The organism is Pseudomonas putida (assembly GCF_026625125.1).
Classification (GTDB): Bacteria; Pseudomonadota; Gammaproteobacteria; order Pseudomonadales; family Pseudomonadaceae; genus Aquipseudomonas; species Aquipseudomonas putida_X.
Genome location: NZ_CP113097.1, coordinates 3538920 through 3553907 on the forward strand (window position 1 = coordinate 3538920; position 14988 = coordinate 3553907).

Consider the following 14988-nt stretch of genomic DNA (forward strand, 5'->3'; position numbering starts at 1 on the left):
TCGCTCCGTTCAGGCCGGGATGGCGACCGTGTCCAGCAGCCGGTCGATCACCTGGTCGGCGCCGATGCCATCGGCAACCGCGTCGTAGGAGAGCTGCAATCGGTGGCGCAACACCGGATGGACCACTGCTCGTACATTGTCCGGGGTGACGTACCCCTGCCCGGCCAGCCATGCGTGGGCACGCGCCACTCTGTCCAGGCTGATCCCGCCACGTGGGCTGGCGCCGATCTTGATCCAGCGCGCAAGGTCCGGATCATGCTCGACCGGGTGGCGGGTGGCGTTGATCAAGTCGATCAGGTAACGATCGATCGCCGGCGACACTTCAATGCCCGCGATCGCACTGCGTGCGGCGAACACCACGTCCTGGGGCAGACGCCCAGGCGCCTGGTGCGGGTGGCCTGCCTGTTGTTCCTCGTTGCGCACCAGGCGCAGCACCCGGGTTTCATCCTCCACCTTGGGATAGTCCAGTTGCAGCTTCATCAGGAACCTGTCCATCTGCGCCTCGGGCAACGGGTAGGTACCCTCTTGCTCGATGGGGTTCTGGGTCGCCAGCACCATGAACAGGTTTGACATCGGGTAGCTCTGACCGGCCACGGTAATCTGGCGCTCCTCCATGGCTTCAAGCAGGGCCGCCTGAACCTTGGCCGGGGCGCGGTTGATCTCATCGGCAAGAATCACGTTGCCGAACAGCGGCCCGGGTTGAAACTTGATCTCGTTGCCCTGTGCGGTCTGCTGGAGGATTTCGCCACCGGTGATGTCCGACGGCAGCAGGTCGGGGGTGAACTGGATGCGCCGCATGCTGGCCTCCAGGTGGGTGGCCAGCGCCTTGACGGTACGCGTTTTGGCCAGCCCCGGCAGGCTTTCCAGCAATACGTGACCATTGGCCAGCAAGCCAAGAATCACATGCCGGATGGTGTCGGCCTGGCCCAGCACGCTCTGCGCCACACTGGCTTCGAGTTCAGCAATTTGCTCGCGTATATCCACTGCTCGGTCCTTGTCAGTCGGAGCATCGACACGAGGCCCCACGGATGTTCGCAACTGCTCGAAGGCGACGAGGTAAATCTAGCCGCTCACAGCGCCATCGCCAGCTCAGTTGGTGCTTTCGTACTTTTGCCAGTACGGCTCGATGCCTTGCAGGCGTGAATCGTCAGGGGCCGCTTTGCGCATCCGTTGCACATAGGCATAGGCTTCGCTGCGTTCACCGGCCAAGGCATGCAGGTAGATCAACGAGTACAGAAGGTCGGCGTTATCCGGTGCCTGCTCAAGGCCACGCTCCAGCGCCGCCAAGGCCTCATCGCGACGGTTCATGCGCGACAGCAGCAAACCTTGGTTGTAGCGAATCCGCGCATTGCCTGGCAGCGCGACCGCTGCCGACTCCATCAAGCCCACGGCCTCTTCGGGCTGGCGTCGCTCCACCAGCAGCAGGGCCAGCATGTACGCCAGGTTGCCGTGATCGGTCGTCGACATCTTTTCCAGCGCCAGGCCTGCGCGCAGTACGTTTTCCGCTTCATCGAGCTGGCCCTCGGCTGTGGCGAGATTGGCCAGGTTGACCCGCGCCGGCACAAAGTATGGGTCAAGGCGCAGTGCCTGACGGTACTGCTCCATGGCTTCTTGCTGACGCCCCTGGCGGCTCAACAGAACGGCCAGGTTCAAGCGCCCGCCTGGCAGGTCTGCATTGCCACGCAGGCGCGCCTCGTAGTCTGCCAGCGCTGTGCTGAACGCCTCCTTCGCCTGGGCCGGCAACTGCGTGCTGGGCACATCCGCAAGCGCCCGCACTGCCTCATCGCGCACCGCCAGGTAGGGGTCTTCGAGCAGGGGCAACAGCGGCTTGAGGCGCTGCTCTGGCGGCACGCTCGAGAACCCAGACATGGCATAGGCACGCACCAATGGGCTCGGATCGTTCAACGCCCAGCCCAGGCTGATGAGGGCTTGAGGGCCCAGGTCAGCCATCTGTTCGACGGCAGTGGCGCGCACGATGCTTGGCTTGGTCTTGTCTGCCAGCACCGTGCCCAAAAGGCTCAATGGGATACCTTGGCCATTGCGCACCGCCTGGAACGCCTCGCCAAACAAAACCGGGCGCTGCGGCTTGCCAAACCACTGCTCGATCGCCTTGGCGGCCCAAGCCGGTTGCTGGTCTTGGTGGCAAGCCGTGCAGGCATCGGGGCTGTCGACCTTGCTGGCGAGGTCCGGACGCGGGATCCGCAAGCTGTGGTCGCGCCGGGGGTCGACGACCATGTAGGTCTTGGTCGGCATGTGGCAACTGACACACTGGGCGCCAGGGCTGCCGGCGACGTGGTGATGGTGCGCGGGCGTATCATAGTCCTTGGCCTGCAGGGTGGCGAAGCGGGCTACCGGTGGATTGCCGTTGTGGCATTGCAAGCACAGCCCGTTGCCTTCGACCTTGACCTTGGCGGTATGAGGGTTGTGGCAGTCGGTGCAGCCCACCCCTGCGTTGTACATCTTGCTTTGCGTGAAGGAGCCGTACTCGTACACCTCACCGTCGATCTGGCCGTCTGCGTGATAAAGCCCCGCGCGCAATGTTGCCGGCAGGCTCTGGTCGAGCTGCGGATGACCGGGGAGCTGGCCCACGCCAAGGGTCTGCCGCCGGCTGTGGCAGAACGCACACTGCTCGACCAGGCCCTCACTGCCCAACGCCTTGTAATCGACAGCCAGGCCCATGTCCTTGGCCGACGCATCGGCTTGCTCAGCGGATGTGGCTTTGTTCGCCCAATCGACATGGGCCTGGCCAGGCCCATGACAGCTCTGGCAGCCAACGTTCTGCTCTTTCCAGGTGGACGCGAAGCTGTCCTGGCGATCGTCGTAGTGCTTGATCAAACGCGTGGAATGGCAATCGGCGCACATGCCGTTCCAGTTCTGGTAGCGACCGGTCCAGTGCAAAGGGTCATCGGGTGCAAAACGTTGCCCAGGGTAGAGCGAGAACCAGCGTTGCCCGCCCTCGCCCTTGGCTCTGCTGTCCCAGGCGATGGTCAACGCCTGCAGGCGGCCCCTGGGCAGTGCAACCAGGTACTGCTGCAGCGGATAGTGGCCGAAGGTGTAGATGATTTTAAAGTCTGCCGGCTGGCCATCCTCACCTTCGGTATTGACGTAAAAGCCGCCGTGCCTGCGAAAGAAACGCGCCGAGACCCCGGCCTCGTCGAAGCGCGCGTCGTTGAAATTGCCAAGCACATTGGTCTCGTTGGCGTCGCGCATCGCCCAACCGTGATCCGAGTCCTTCCAGGCCTTGGCCTGGTCAACGTGACAGCCAAGGCAAGTAGCGGCAGCCACATAGCCTTCGGATTCGGTCGAAAAGGCGGGTGCAGCCCCCGCCTGCTCGGCACACAGCGCAGTGCCCACTGAGCCAACCAGGCAGGTGATCAAAACTGCAGACCAGGACAAGGCCTTCAATGCCAAGCCCAGAATATTGCCTTTGTCGCGACGCCCCATCCTTAGCTCCGTGATCAATAGAATCAGCAACCCTTGCGTTGTTCTTGCAGGCGTATTAGCGATGCCGGCGTGCATTACCTTGGAAAAAGCAGCGTTACAGCAAACCGAAAGCCCCAGCCTTCGGGGCCATTATCCGGTGAGTCGAGCCAATAACGCGGGCCCGCCTGGACGGTAATGGGGTGCCCACCCACTTTCAGTAGTTGGGTCACCATCAGGTTGATTGGAATTGACCATTGTTTGGATTGCCAGTCGTAGGTCGACTCACTGTTGATGCCAAATGTGGTCAAGGCGCTGTTCGTGTAGGAAAGAAACGGCTGCATGAACGTCTGGTTGACCTTCTCCTTGCCATCTGCAGGGCTGCCCTCCAGCCCCCAGATATGGTTCGCCAGTATCCCGTGCGTCCACCCGTTGGCTTGCTTCAAGGCTACCGCTGTCGGTCCGAGCCCCCACTGTTCACTGCTCAGCACGTCGTTGCTGCCTGTTGGTATCAACAGCGCCGGCCCTGCGCCCAGTATCCAGCCACTGGCCGTGGGTTGTTTCGGTGAGAAGAAAAAGCTTTGGGTCACATCGCCCACACCGGAGGTGTCCGCCGCGCCACCCAAACCGTGTTGGTCGACGACAGGCAGGATGGTCCTGGAGATCAGGTTCCAGTCATCATTCAGGCTGAACGGCAGCACGGGCTGGATATTGGTCAGGCTGCGCTTGCCCTCGCCATTGGGACCCAGTTTCTGGTCCCAGTTATATTGCACCGGCAAGCTGTACATGGCCGCAACCGGGTTCAGCGCCTTCTTGGCAAGCTCTGCCGAATCCTCTGCTTGGCCTTGGCCGGCGTGCGCCAACAAAGCAAGCGCGTAAAGCGGGTAACCGTTCTTTTTCAACGCGGTGTCTCCCGTCAACTGCAAGCCAAGTGGCCAAACCGGATCAGTCGTTCGGCTATCCGCTGTGTTTAGGCATGTCGGGCTGTTTTGGCGGCAGCGGCCCAATGAACATGCGTTTAAGGCGCTCGCGGCCAATGACGCGCGCCAGTTCAGCGATGACGCAATACATGAATATCAAGGTGATCAACAGGATCTGAACCGCCCAGAAGCGAGGCCAGTTAATGGATGACCACAACAGCGCGTTGGCATCCATCACGCCAGCCGCCTCTTTCCAATACTCGTACAGACGCTCCAGGTAGTGGACGATCAGCGCGACCAAGGCATACATGCAGGTCTTCCAGGCGACGTTCCAGATCAGTGGCTTGTCGGGGAAGCGATTGATGAAAGGCAGCATATCCGCCACCAGCACGGACTTGCCCAATATCAGCGCGGCGATCAGGACCGACGCTGAAACAGGCAGCTCCACCCCTGACCCTTTGATCATCAGCGCACGAATCAGCGCAACGATGTGCAGGATCACGAAAAAAAACACGGTGGGAGGAAGCACTTTCAGGAATTCATGTTTGAGCTTGAGCATGACCGTTTTCATCGGGGCATCCTTGAAACTTCGAGTCCGTGCATCAAACGCCGATGCCCCCTGCCGCGCAGCCACGGCAGGGGGAACATTCGGGCTATTTTTTCAAAGCCTTGAATGAACTGACCATGTCCTTGGCCCAGCCATCGAGCACGGCACGTGCGTCCGTGGCCTGCATGACCTGCGAGGCGTTGTCCAATTCAGTACCTGCTCCTTTGCGTACCACTTGGGCCACTACCTCGTTGGAGTTTCCGTCAATGAATGCGGCCTCGGTGGCCACGCTGGTGTCTTGATCGCGGATCCCCGTCGCCGTGCTGATGCCGGCGGCCACCAACGCGATCGGGATAACTTCATACGGGCGCAACCCCTTGGTTTTAGCGCTTACCCCAGTGATCGCCGGGCGCACCACCAGCACACCTGGCCCAGGGCTGGTCGCCAGCGGCAGCACGGTGGAAAACTGGTTTTTCAGCGCCTGATCGTAGTATTGGGTTATGCCTTGCAAGGTTTGCTGCGGAATTTTCGCAGTGGGTTGCGGCTTGGGATAAAACTGGCTGGGTTCGATATAGACGCTGGTAAATTGGTTGGCAGTGATGCCCGGCTTGATCCAGCGCATAACCTCCGCACCTGATGGTGACTTTTCCTCTTTGAGTTTGCTGTAGTCCTTCAGAAACCCGGAGTAATCATCAGGCTCCACGTATTTGCTCGCACAGCCATGCAGCAACAGCGATGCGAGGCACACGGTTGCAATAAGCGACCTACTTTTCATGCAACTTCTCCTTCCACGTTGAAGCGGTTATCGAGGATGAAAACCTTCAGAATCGCCACGTTGCACCGCCGCCGATGACGTGCAAGGCGGCGTTGTCGAAACTGCCTGACAACGTATCGCCGGAGCGTGCCTTGGTCTGCTCCACGTCCATATCGCCGAGCCAGAGCAGCGTGTAGGCCAGGTGCAGGTCCAAGCCTTCTTCAACCTGATAGTTCACCCCGGTCGCGAAGCGCCACGTCTCGCCCATCGGGTTGTCCACGGTGCGGTCCTTGTCATCGACGGCCGAGCTGTCATACCCCACCCCAACGCTCCAGCGCAGCTGGCGGGTCATTTGGTACTGCGCGCCGAGTGAGGCGTGCCAGGTATCCTTGTACTTGCGATCGACCGTGCGGCTGACACCGGCGGCATTGGCATCGACCTCCACGCCGATATCCCCGAAATCGCTCCAGTCCTGCCAACCCACGCTGCCAAGCAACGTCCATTGCTCGTCCAACTGGTGGGCCACGCTGAACGTCGCGGTCTGCGGCACGTTCATGTCCAATTCCAGGGTGTCCACCGCCAAGCGGTTGAGGGCGGCGTTGATGAGGGGGTTGTTGATGCCGCTGACATGCGGGCTGTCCTCGAACTCCAGCTTCACCTTGCTGGTGTAGGCCAGGCCCATGCGCGTGCGGGGGGCGACCTGGTAGAGCACGCCCAGGTTCACACCCATGCCGAAGTCGGTGTCCTTGTATTCGAGTTGGCCATCGGGCCGCTCGACCAAACCCAGCAGGCTGTTGTTGACGGCCATCTCAGTGCGGTAATAGCCCAGCATCATGCGAGGGCCGATGCCGACAGTGAGGTCATCGGTGAACTTGTAGGCAAAGGTGGGTTGAAACGAGACGCCGATCACAGCCGCTTCCTGGGTGAAGTACCGCCCTGCCCAGTCGTCGTCGTAGTTCAGTGCCAGGCCGAAGTTGCCGTACATGCCGAATCCGATCGCCGAACGGTCATCGAGTTGGTGGCTGATGAACAGGCTGGCGCCCGGTAGATACTGCAGAGCATTGCCGCCCTCGTTGCCGTCGAACTGGTTGTTGCTGTCGCGTGAGTAACGCAGGTCGCCGAGGATGACCTGTGCGTTGGCGCTGACCTGCGTGCCGGGCAGCAAGGCGATGCCTGCCGGGTTGCTCATCAACACGCTGGGGTCTGTGGCGAGCGCCGCCGAGCCCGCGTTGGCCAGGCCGTTACTTTCCTGGCCGGCCTCATAGATGAAGATGCCTCCCGCTGACACGCCACTACTGTGCAAAGCCAATACCGTTATCGCCGCGGGCATCCACCCTTTCCCGTGCGCGATACGATTCGAAGTGGTCATCGTTCCTTGCTCCACACTTGGAATGGAACAGGACACCGATTGCTCAGTGCCCCGCCTGGCGCAGTCTGCGTCAACAGAGCAATCAGGGCGTCAAGGTCGGAAACCAGCTGCCTGGGTGTCTCATGCGTTATTTGAGAACAGCCATTTCCAGTCCCTTTTGAACAATGCCCTACATCGTTTCGGCATAGCCTCTATGACGACTAGAGAGAGTAGACCGTGGTTTAGTACTCTGCTTCTCAGTGACGTCGTGTTTACGCAAGGGATCGATACTCATCATTGGCTTGAGGTCGCACGCGAGCACAACTCGCTGCTGTGCTCACTGTCGGCAGTGGTTGCGTCGGCTAATGGCTAGATCGCCGCAGGTGTTTTCACACAGCCTGGCCCCTTAGCGACCGCTCAGCCCTGAGAAACTTGCACAATACATGTGTAAATGCGTATATTCGGCTATCCATATGTTACGGTACTGCCATGTTCACCCCGCCTGATGTCTTCAAATGCCTCTCCGACGAAACCCGTGCTCGGGCCACACTGTTGATTGCCAGTCTCGGTGAACTTTGCGTCTGCGAACTGATGTGCGCGCTGAACGACAGCCAACCTAAGATCAGCCGCCACCTCGCTCAGCTTCGCAGCAATGGCATGCTGCTCGATCGCAGGCAGGGCCAGTGGGTGTACTACCGCCTGAACCCGGAACTGCCCGCCTGGGTGCATGAAATGTTGCAGGTGACCTTGCAGGCCAACGCACAGTGGTTGGCAGATAACGCTCTGCGGCTGAAGAACATGGACGGCCGGCCCGTCCGTGATGCTGCCTGCTGCTGACCTATATCGAGCGAGGTCTGCATGCTGGTCGCCATTGCAGTCTTTGTATTCACTCTCATCCTGGTCATCTGGCAACCCGGCTCTGGCATTGGGCCTGAGCCTCTGACATCCGCCACGAAGCGGAGGAGCCTCTATGCGAGTCCTGTTCATGTGCACGGCCAACAGTTGCCGCAGCATCCTTTCCGAGGCCATATTCAATCATTTGGCGCCTCACGGATTTGAAGCAGTCAGCTCCGGCAGCTTTCCCAAAGGCCAGGTGTTGCCTCGCAGCCTGACAACCTTGCAAGACGCCGGCATCTCGAGCGATGGGCTGAGCAGCAAAGGCAATGACGCGTTCGAGGATTGCCCTCCTGACATCGTCATTACCGTTTGCGCCAAGGCCGCCGGCGAAGCTTGCCCGGTCTATTTCGGCCCGGCCTTGAAGTCGCATTGGGGGCTGGAGGACCCGTCCGATGTCGTGGGTGAGGCGGCGGCGGTCGACGCTGCGTTCCGCGCCACACTGGCCCGCATCGCCTCACGCTGCCAGGCATTCTTCGCACTGCCTTTCGATCACCTCGACCGTGACCAGCTCAAGCATGAGCTGGATCGCATCGGCACACTTTGAGCGGGAGGAAACATGTCTGAGCACTTGCCCAATCTCGACCTGGCGCTGCTCGATGGGCCGCCACCGGTAGCCCGTTCCAGCGAGCACAAACCGCGCATCCTGCTGCTGTATGGATCGACCCGTGAGCGCTCCTTCAGCCGCTTGCTGGTGGAAGAAGCCGCACGCTTGCTGGAGCACTTGGGCGCCGAGACACGGATCTTCAATCCGTCGGAGCTGCCGCTGCCTGATGATGCACCTGCCGAGCACCCCAAAGTGCAGGAACTGCGTGAGCTGATGCAGTGGTCGGAAGGCCAGGTCTGGTGCTCGCCAGAACGCCATGGTGCGATGTCTGCGGTATTCAAGGCGCAGATCGACTGGATTCCCCTGGCACTGGGTGCGGTGCGCCCTACTCAAGGCAAGACCCTGGCGGTCATGCAGGTGTGTGGCGGCTCGCAGTCGTTCAACGTGGTCAACCAACTGCGCGTGCTTGGGCGCTGGATGCGGATGTTCACCATCCCGAACCAGTCCTCGGTGCCCAAAGCCTACCTTGAGTTCGACGACGCCGGGCGGATGAAGCCCTCGCCGTACTACGATCGCGTGGTGGATGTCATGGAGGAACTGGTGAAGTTCACCGTCCTGCTGCGCGACCGCCAGGCGTTCTTGGTAGACCGTTATTCTGAGCGCAAGGAAAACGCTGAGCAACTCTCTGCCCGTGTGAACCAGCGCTCGATCTGAGGCTTTGAGCGGCATGGACGAGACTGGACAACGCCGCGTTTCTTTGGGTCGACAACAGTTGCTCGCCAATGGCAGCAAACACCCAAAGCCGGCGTTGGTTACCAATGCGTGCCAGGGGTCGAGATCTGCCGGCCGGAGCGACCGCTTTCGACCTTTGATAGCTGTTCAATCATCGTGCTGGCGCCCCTCCTCTCTCCAATGGCCGGACGCGCTCAGCGTTTCGCATAAAAATACCAGTGCTCGCTGGAAGACTGGGTGACAGTCGCTGTAGGGCAGGTTGTCGAGCGAAGCCCAGAAAAACTCGAAGCGGTGGCCGTGATCATCCAGCGTCTGGTGAGCCCAGCACTCGGGCAGCTCGCTCTCAGCGCGACAAAGGTGAAACGACCACACCTGATGTTGGTGATCAGCCTTCCAACAACCCAGATCGCTGTCGATCACTGCGTCAGTAATACCGGACTCCTCTGCCAGCTCACGCAATGCAGCCATGCGGGGTGTTTCCCCATTCTCGATGGTGCCCTTCACCAGTTGCGTGCCTGCCAAAGGGTGCCTGAACAGAAGAATCTTGGTGGGTAGTGAATACGAGAGCACTACAGGGCAGACTTTGTCGGGGGTCATCGCAATCTCCCTATGCGACATAAAGGGCCATCCAGGGTACGCCTTAGCTTTGAGGGGCAGAACGCCGAATCGTTGAGGCCACCACCGTATCTTGGTTTGGGACTGTCCCATGACAACGGACGCCAATAGCGTCATCGAACAATTGCTGCCGCTGGCCGACGCTCATTCAACCAATTGAAGCCATGGCCAGCGAGCCCGGTAGCTGGCAGCTTTCGCTCTAAATAAATCTGGGCGTGGATTCAACTCGTTCATCCTGAGCCAGTTGTTCGAGAGATCGTTCAAGCCATGGGTGCAATAAAGCTCACCAGTACCGGCGTCAACGCCGAGACAGGTCGATCGAATGAGATAGCGGTCGATACCATCCGTTACCTTTTTCAACGGTGGATAGGCCCCGCCGAATTTCGCTTCGTACCACAAGTGCACGCGGGCCTGGTTGCGGATCTCGATGTTGACGCCCAGATGAGAGAACGCCTGCTGAACCTTAGCTATGACTCGATCTTCCGCCTCCCAGGACAAGTCTGTGTCGAAGTAGGCAATGTCGTAATCCTTGATGCCCCACTCGGCAGCTTCTCCCGAACGGTGATTCCAGAACGTCTGGAACAGCGCCCCTGCGACCAACATGGCATTCGGAATGTCGAGTGTTGGCAGCGTCGCCAACAGCGCACGATTTATCGGGTTCTGATGGACGATCGCTTGTAGCTGCTCGTTCGTCAGGGAACACATGGATGTCGTCCTTGGTGTCGTCTCAGAACGCCGAGCATACCTGCCAACAGTGTGACCAGTGAAGACACTGGTACAACTCTAAAGAATGTCGCCAGCCTTGAGGCAGGCGGTGTACCTGTGGGAGCCGCGCTTGCCGGCGATGGGCTGCGAAGCGGCCCTGCTCAGAGCATGTTGATTGCCGCACGCAACGCCAGCAGGTAGGTTTCGACACCAAACCCGCAGATCTGCCCTCGCACCACCTCGGCAAACACCGAGTGATGGCGGAACGGCTCCCTGGCATGGATGTTAGACATGTGCACTTCAACCACCGGCACTTCGATAATGGCCAGTGCATCACGAATGCCGTAGCTGTAGTGGGTCCAGGCGCCGGCATTGATCAGCACCGCATCCACCCGGTCCTCATAGGCCTGATGGATGCGTTCGCACATCGCGCCTTCGAAGTTACTCTGGAAGCTCTCGACCTGCGCGCCCAGCTCCTCGCCCAAGGCCTGCAACGCCTGGTCGATGTCTGCCAGGGTCGCCGTGCCGTACTGGCGCGGGTCGCGCTTGCCGAACATGTTGTGGTTGATGCCATGCAGCATCAGTACTTTGGCGACCATCGACCTACTCCAGGGGAATCGTCAGCTGATCGATCACCGCACGTGTGTCGGGCCGCACCCCGCGCCACCAGGCGAACGCCTCGGCGGCCTGCTCCACCAACATGCCGACGCCATCGGCCAGGCGCGCCTGGCCCTGCTCGCGCGCCAGGCGCAGGAACGGCGTGAGGCCTTTGCCATAGGCCAGCCCATAGGCCAGGCGCGCTTCGCCCAGCACATCCGCCGGCAGTGGCGGCAAATCGGCGGTCAGGCTCGCCGAGGTGGCGTTGACCACAATGTCGAACGATTGCCCTTCCAGCTCCTCGTAGCGGCTGATGCGCAGACGCGGGTGATCGAGTTCGTTACGCAGCGTCAGCGCCTTGGCCATGTCACGGTTCGCGATCACCAGCTCACATGGCCCCGCCTGCAGGAACGGCAGCAACGCCCCGCGCACCGCACCGCCGGCGCCCAGCAGCAGCACACGGCGGTTGCGCAGCGGCTCGCCAAGGTTCTCCTCGATGTCGCGCAGCAAACCGATGCCATCGAAGTTCTCGGCAATGATGCAGCCGTCCTCGAACTTCAGCGCATTGGCCGCCCGTGCCAGTTGCGCCCGCTCACTGCGCCGGCTGGCCAGTTCGAAGGCACGCAGCTTGAACGGGGCGGTGATGTTCATGCCCTTCCCGCCTTCACTACGAAACTGCAGCACCTGAGCTTCGAAGTCATCCAGCGAGCCTTCGATAGCCCCGTATTCCATCTGCTGGTTGCTGACCTGGGCGAACAGGCCATGAATCAACGGGGATTTGGTGTGGTTGATCGGCCGGCCGATCACTGCGTAGCGGTCGCTCATCGTGCATCTCCGTGGGTAAACAGCACACCATCCGCCTGCAGGACGGCGATTTCTTCAGGGCTGAAGCCAAGCCCGGCAGCCACTTCGGCGTTGTGTTGGCCAAGGTCCGGGGCGACTTGGTGGATCGTGGTATCGCAGTCGGAAAAGCGGAACGGCAGGTTGGGCAGGCGCAGCGTGCCGTAGCGTGGATGCTGCTGCTCGATGACCATGTTGCGTGCCTGGATCTGCGGGTCGGCCAGCACTTCGTCGATGCGCTGGACCTTGGCACTGGGGATGTCGATGGCATCGAGCAACGCCAGAATCTCAGCCACCCGACGCGCGCCGACCCAGTCGCGGACCACCGCCAGGATCGCCTCGCGGTGGGCATTGCGGCCGTTGAGGCTGTGGTAGCGCTGGTCGCTGCCGAACCCGGGCGGGCCGCCGTTGGCTTCGAGCATGGCCGCGAAGCGCCGCCAGGCATCGTCGACCTGGGCGGCGATCACCAGGTCGCCGTCGGCGGCGCGGAACACGCCGTAAAGGGTCGAGGTGGGCATGTCGTGGCCCGTCTGCTGGGGCAATACCGTGCCACCGGACAGCGTGTAGCACTGCACCGCGTATTCGTGCATCGACACCAGGGTGTCGTACAGGGCCATGTCGATGTGCTGGCCACGGCCACTGTTCACGCGGCCGAGCAGCGCGGCATTGATCGCCGCCACCGCGTGGATGCCGGTGTACATGTCGCCCAGGGAAATACGCAGCAGCGGCGGCGCCTCACCCGGCACGCCAACCATCTGCATGATCCCGCTCTTGGCCTCGGCGATCAGGCCGAAGCCGGCGCGGTGGGCGTCCGGCCCGGTGTGCCCGTAGGCGGAAATCGAGCAGTACACCAGACCCGGGTTGCGCGCCGACAGCTCGGCGTAACCCAGGCCCAGCTTGTCCAGAGCGCCGGGGCGGTAGTTTTCGATGAACACATCGGCCGAATCGGTCAGGCGTTGCATGAAGGCTTTGCCACGCGGGTCCTTCATATTGACGCTGACGCCCTGCTTGCCCATGTTCAGTTGCAGGAAGTAGCCGCTCTGCTGGTCATCCAGGGTAAACGCATGCTGGCGGCCGGCATCGCCGCTGCCCGGCCGTTCGACCTTGATCACCTCGGCACCCAGCGCCGCCAGGCAGCGCCCCACATAAGGACCGGCGAGGAAGTGGCTGTAGTCGATGACGCGGATACCCGCCAATGGCAATGCCTGGCTCATGCGTCTGCCCTCCTCGGCACCATCAGGCGGTGCTCGCCGCGCTGCACGACTTCGCCATTCTGGTTGATCAGTTCCGACGGCAGGACCACGATGCCCCAGCCCGGGCGGCTTTTGCTGGGACGCATCGCCCCCACGCGCATGCGTACATGCAGCACATCGTTGACCTTGATCGGCAGCACGAAATCCCAGGTCCAGCCCAGCGACATGCCCGGCACGAAGCGGTACTCGCATTGGGTCTTCAGGCCGTCGGCGATCGACAACCCGAACAAGCCGTGGGCGACCAGGCAGCCGAAATGGCTGGCATTGGCGTATGCCTCATCGACATGGACCGGGGTGTGGTCGCCGGTAAGGTCGGCGTAGGCCAGGATGCGCTCGCGAGTTACCGTGTAGGTGGGGCTGAGGCATTCATCGCCTTCGCGGGCATCGTCCCAGAATTTCTCCACTACGCTCATGCCGATACCTCCGCACGCGGGTCGATGGCCAGTGCCTGGGCGACGCATCTGGCCGGCGAGGCCTGGATGAACTCAACCGCCAAACCGTCGGGCAGGCGTAGCCAGTTGCGGCCCTGAGGCATTTCGCTGACACCGAAGCGCTGGGCTGTGGCCAGGGTGGCTTCCAGGTCCTCGCACATGATGCCCAAGTGCGCCATGCGACCCTCCGGCCCGGCGAAGTCAGGCTGGTGAATGAACTGCAGGCCGCCCAGCGTCCAGTACTGCGTCGGCTGCTCGACGTCGCCCTGCACTTCCCGCATGGTCATACCGCACACTTCGTTGAAGAAACGGATATGCCACTGAATGTCCCGCACCCAGAAGGCAACGTGTTCGAGATAGGCTTTCGGCTGGCTCATGGAGTGTCCCTTTTCTGGTGATCGGCCATCGCGCGTTCGATGCCCTTGATACAGGCCACCAAGGTCGCGTTGACGGGGGTGGCAACGCCATGGCGCTGGCCCCAGCGCACGACGGAGCCGTTGATGAAATCGATTTCGGTGATCGAGCCCTTTTCCAGGCTTTGCAGCATCGAGGTACGAAAGCTGGCCGGCAGGCCCTCGGCAGCCAGCGTCCATGCCGCTTCGGGGCTGGTCAGGCTCAGGCGAATGCCCGCCCGTTCGGCAACGGTGATGGCCTCGGCCACGGCAGCCTTTGCCGTGCTTTCCAGCAGCGGCTCGCTGTACAGCTGCCCATAGCTGAGCATGGTGATGCCGCTCAACGCGCCCGTCGCGACGTTGACCAGCAGCTTGTCCCACATGGTGCCGAGGATGTTGTCACTGACCGTGGTGGCCAGCCCGGCGTTGTTGAAAGCTTCGGCGATGGCCTGCACGCGCGGCGTCAGCTGGCCGTCGAGCTCGCCAATGAAGGTTTGTTTACCGACGACACCGGCGCTGATCGAACCCGGGGCGAGCAGCACGCCGCCGACATAGGTCTTGCCAGCAAGCACCCGCTCGCGGCCCACCGCCTCGGCCAGGATGTCCTCGTGGCCAAGGCCGTTCTGCAGCGACAGCACCAGCGTCTGCGGCCCGATCAGCGCGGCGGCACCGGCGATGGCCTCGGCGGTGTGAAACGACTTCACCAACACCACCACCAGGTCGGTCACGCCGACGTCCTCGGCTTCGATGGCCGCGTTGACCGGTACATAGCGCTCGCCCCGCTCGTCCTGCACCCGCAGGCCCTGCTGGTTCATCGCCTCGACGTGCGCGCGGCCGCGGTTCAACAGCCAGGTTTCATGCCCTGCCTCGCTCAGGGCCGCACCGATGGCGCAACCCAGTGCACCGGCACCCAGAATGCAGATTTTCACGTCGCAGACCTCCTGTGATTTGCGATCACCTTATGCAGCGGGGATTATTTGCGCTATACAATGA

The 14988-nt window shown here is 61.5% G+C and carries 17 protein-coding genes; 3 read left to right on the plus strand and 14 right to left on the minus strand.

What is annotated here, in order from left to right:
* Positions 1-9 precede the first annotated feature (9 nt).
* The 6 genes from OSW16_RS16175 to OSW16_RS16200 all read right to left on the minus strand — a co-directional run bounded on the left by OSW16_RS16175 (position 10) and on the right by OSW16_RS16200 (position 6971).
* Positions 10-984, minus strand: coding sequence for an AAA family ATPase (locus OSW16_RS16175; protein WP_267816773.1), 975 nt, complete (start codon positions 982-984; stop codon positions 10-12).
* A gap of 105 nt (positions 985-1089) precedes the next feature.
* Positions 1090-3444, minus strand: coding sequence for a tetratricopeptide repeat protein (locus OSW16_RS16180; protein ID WP_267816775.1), 2355 nt, complete (start codon positions 3442-3444; stop codon positions 1090-1092).
* A gap of 74 nt (positions 3445-3518) precedes the next feature.
* The gene (locus OSW16_RS16185; RefSeq protein WP_267823998.1) at positions 3519-4286 is read right to left on the minus strand and encodes a transporter; all 768 of its coding nucleotides are present in this window, start codon (positions 4284-4286) and stop codon (positions 3519-3521) included.
* Between the two features lie 91 nt (positions 4287-4377).
* The gene (locus OSW16_RS16190; RefSeq protein WP_241805246.1) at positions 4378-4911 is read right to left on the minus strand and encodes a hypothetical protein; all 534 of its coding nucleotides are present in this window, start codon (positions 4909-4911) and stop codon (positions 4378-4380) included.
* 82 nt (positions 4912-4993) lie between these two features.
* Complete coding sequence (locus tag OSW16_RS16195) at positions 4994-5662, minus strand: DUF3313 domain-containing protein (protein ID WP_267816779.1); 669 nt, start codon at positions 5660-5662, stop codon at positions 4994-4996.
* A gap of 46 nt (positions 5663-5708) precedes the next feature.
* On the minus strand, positions 5709-6971 hold the full coding sequence (locus OSW16_RS16200) for an OmpP1/FadL family transporter (protein WP_267824000.1): 1263 nt from the start codon (positions 6969-6971) through the stop codon (positions 5709-5711).
* 507 nt (positions 6972-7478) lie between these two features.
* Between OSW16_RS16200 and OSW16_RS16205 the strand changes: the two genes are divergently transcribed.
* From OSW16_RS16205 to arsH, 3 genes are all read left to right on the plus strand, one after another.
* Positions 7479-7826 (plus strand): metalloregulator ArsR/SmtB family transcription factor, encoded by a 348-nt coding sequence (locus tag OSW16_RS16205; RefSeq protein ID WP_241805248.1) that lies wholly within the window; start codon positions 7479-7481, stop codon positions 7824-7826.
* Positions 7827-7959: 133 nt separating this feature from the next.
* Complete coding sequence (locus OSW16_RS16210; protein WP_267816782.1) at positions 7960-8430, plus strand: arsenate reductase ArsC; 471 nt, start codon at positions 7960-7962, stop codon at positions 8428-8430.
* A gap of 12 nt (positions 8431-8442) precedes the next feature.
* Positions 8443-9144, plus strand: coding sequence for an arsenical resistance protein ArsH (arsH, locus tag OSW16_RS16215; protein ID WP_267816784.1), 702 nt, complete (start codon positions 8443-8445; stop codon positions 9142-9144).
* 165 nt (positions 9145-9309) lie between these two features.
* Here arsH and OSW16_RS16220 read toward each other — a convergent pair whose 3' ends face one another.
* From OSW16_RS16220 to OSW16_RS16255, 8 genes are all read right to left on the minus strand, one after another.
* Positions 9310-9759 (minus strand): NUDIX hydrolase, encoded by a 450-nt coding sequence (locus OSW16_RS16220; protein WP_267816786.1) that lies wholly within the window; start codon positions 9757-9759, stop codon positions 9310-9312.
* A 162-nt stretch (positions 9760-9921) separates the two neighbouring features.
* A complete protein-coding gene (locus OSW16_RS16225; protein WP_267816788.1) occupies positions 9922-10482 on the minus strand; it encodes a nucleotidyltransferase family protein in 561 nt (186 codons plus the stop codon).
* A gap of 161 nt (positions 10483-10643) precedes the next feature.
* Positions 10644-11081, minus strand: coding sequence for a type II 3-dehydroquinate dehydratase (gene aroQ, locus OSW16_RS16230; protein WP_241805262.1), 438 nt, complete (start codon positions 11079-11081; stop codon positions 10644-10646).
* Positions 11082-11085: 4 nt separating this feature from the next.
* Positions 11086-11904, minus strand: a complete 819-nt coding sequence (gene aroE, locus OSW16_RS16235; protein ID WP_267816791.1) for a shikimate dehydrogenase — start codon at positions 11902-11904, stop codon at positions 11086-11088.
* Entirely contained in the window at positions 11901-13133 is a 1233-nt protein-coding gene (locus OSW16_RS16240; protein WP_241805264.1) for a CaiB/BaiF CoA transferase family protein, read from the minus strand. Before OSW16_RS16240 ends, aroE begins: the two co-directional genes overlap by 4 nt.
* A complete protein-coding gene (locus tag OSW16_RS16245; RefSeq protein ID WP_241805265.1) occupies positions 13130-13585 on the minus strand; it encodes a MaoC family dehydratase in 456 nt (151 codons plus the stop codon). Before OSW16_RS16245 ends, OSW16_RS16240 begins: the two co-directional genes overlap by 4 nt.
* Positions 13582-13980 (minus strand): VOC family protein, encoded by a 399-nt coding sequence (locus tag OSW16_RS16250; RefSeq protein ID WP_267816794.1) that lies wholly within the window; start codon positions 13978-13980, stop codon positions 13582-13584. The genes OSW16_RS16245 and OSW16_RS16250 overlap by 4 nt, the downstream gene beginning before the upstream one ends.
* Positions 13977-14924 (minus strand): ketopantoate reductase family protein, encoded by a 948-nt coding sequence (locus OSW16_RS16255; protein ID WP_267816796.1) that lies wholly within the window; start codon positions 14922-14924, stop codon positions 13977-13979. Before OSW16_RS16255 ends, OSW16_RS16250 begins: the two co-directional genes overlap by 4 nt.
* Positions 14925-14988: the final 64 nt, after the last annotated feature.

Bases quoted from the DNA above. Each gene is read 5' to 3' on its own strand.
- OSW16_RS16180 (WP_267816775.1), bottom strand. From the start codon at position 3,444: ATGGGGCGTCGCGACAAAGGCAATATTCTGGGCTTGGCATTGAAGGCC.
- OSW16_RS16190 (WP_241805246.1), bottom strand. From the start codon at position 4,911: ATGAAAACGGTCATGCTCAAGCTCAAACATGAATTCCTGAAAGTGCTT.
- OSW16_RS16195 (WP_267816779.1), bottom strand. From the start codon at position 5,662: ATGAAAAGTAGGTCGCTTATTGCAACCGTGTGCCTCGCATCGCTGTTG.
- OSW16_RS16200 (WP_267824000.1), bottom strand. From the start codon at position 6,971: ATGCCCGCGGCGATAACGGTATTGGCTTTGCACAGTAGTGGCGTGTCA.
- OSW16_RS16205 (WP_241805248.1), top strand. From the start codon at position 7,479: ATGTTCACCCCGCCTGATGTCTTCAAATGCCTCTCCGACGAAACCCGT.
- OSW16_RS16210 (WP_267816782.1), top strand. From the start codon at position 7,960: ATGCGAGTCCTGTTCATGTGCACGGCCAACAGTTGCCGCAGCATCCTT.
- arsH (WP_267816784.1), top strand. From the start codon at position 8,443: ATGTCTGAGCACTTGCCCAATCTCGACCTGGCGCTGCTCGATGGGCCG.
- OSW16_RS16220 (WP_267816786.1), bottom strand. From the start codon at position 9,759: ATGACCCCCGACAAAGTCTGCCCTGTAGTGCTCTCGTATTCACTACCC.
- OSW16_RS16225 (WP_267816788.1), bottom strand. From the start codon at position 10,482: ATGTGTTCCCTGACGAACGAGCAGCTACAAGCGATCGTCCATCAGAAC.
- aroQ (WP_241805262.1), bottom strand. From the start codon at position 11,081: ATGGTCGCCAAAGTACTGATGCTGCATGGCATCAACCACAACATGTTC.
- aroE (WP_267816791.1), bottom strand. From the start codon at position 11,904: ATGAGCGACCGCTACGCAGTGATCGGCCGGCCGATCAACCACACCAAA.
- OSW16_RS16240 (WP_241805264.1), bottom strand. From the start codon at position 13,133: ATGAGCCAGGCATTGCCATTGGCGGGTATCCGCGTCATCGACTACAGC.
- OSW16_RS16245 (WP_241805265.1), bottom strand. From the start codon at position 13,585: ATGAGCGTAGTGGAGAAATTCTGGGACGATGCCCGCGAAGGCGATGAA.
- OSW16_RS16250 (WP_267816794.1), bottom strand. From the start codon at position 13,980: ATGAGCCAGCCGAAAGCCTATCTCGAACACGTTGCCTTCTGGGTGCGG.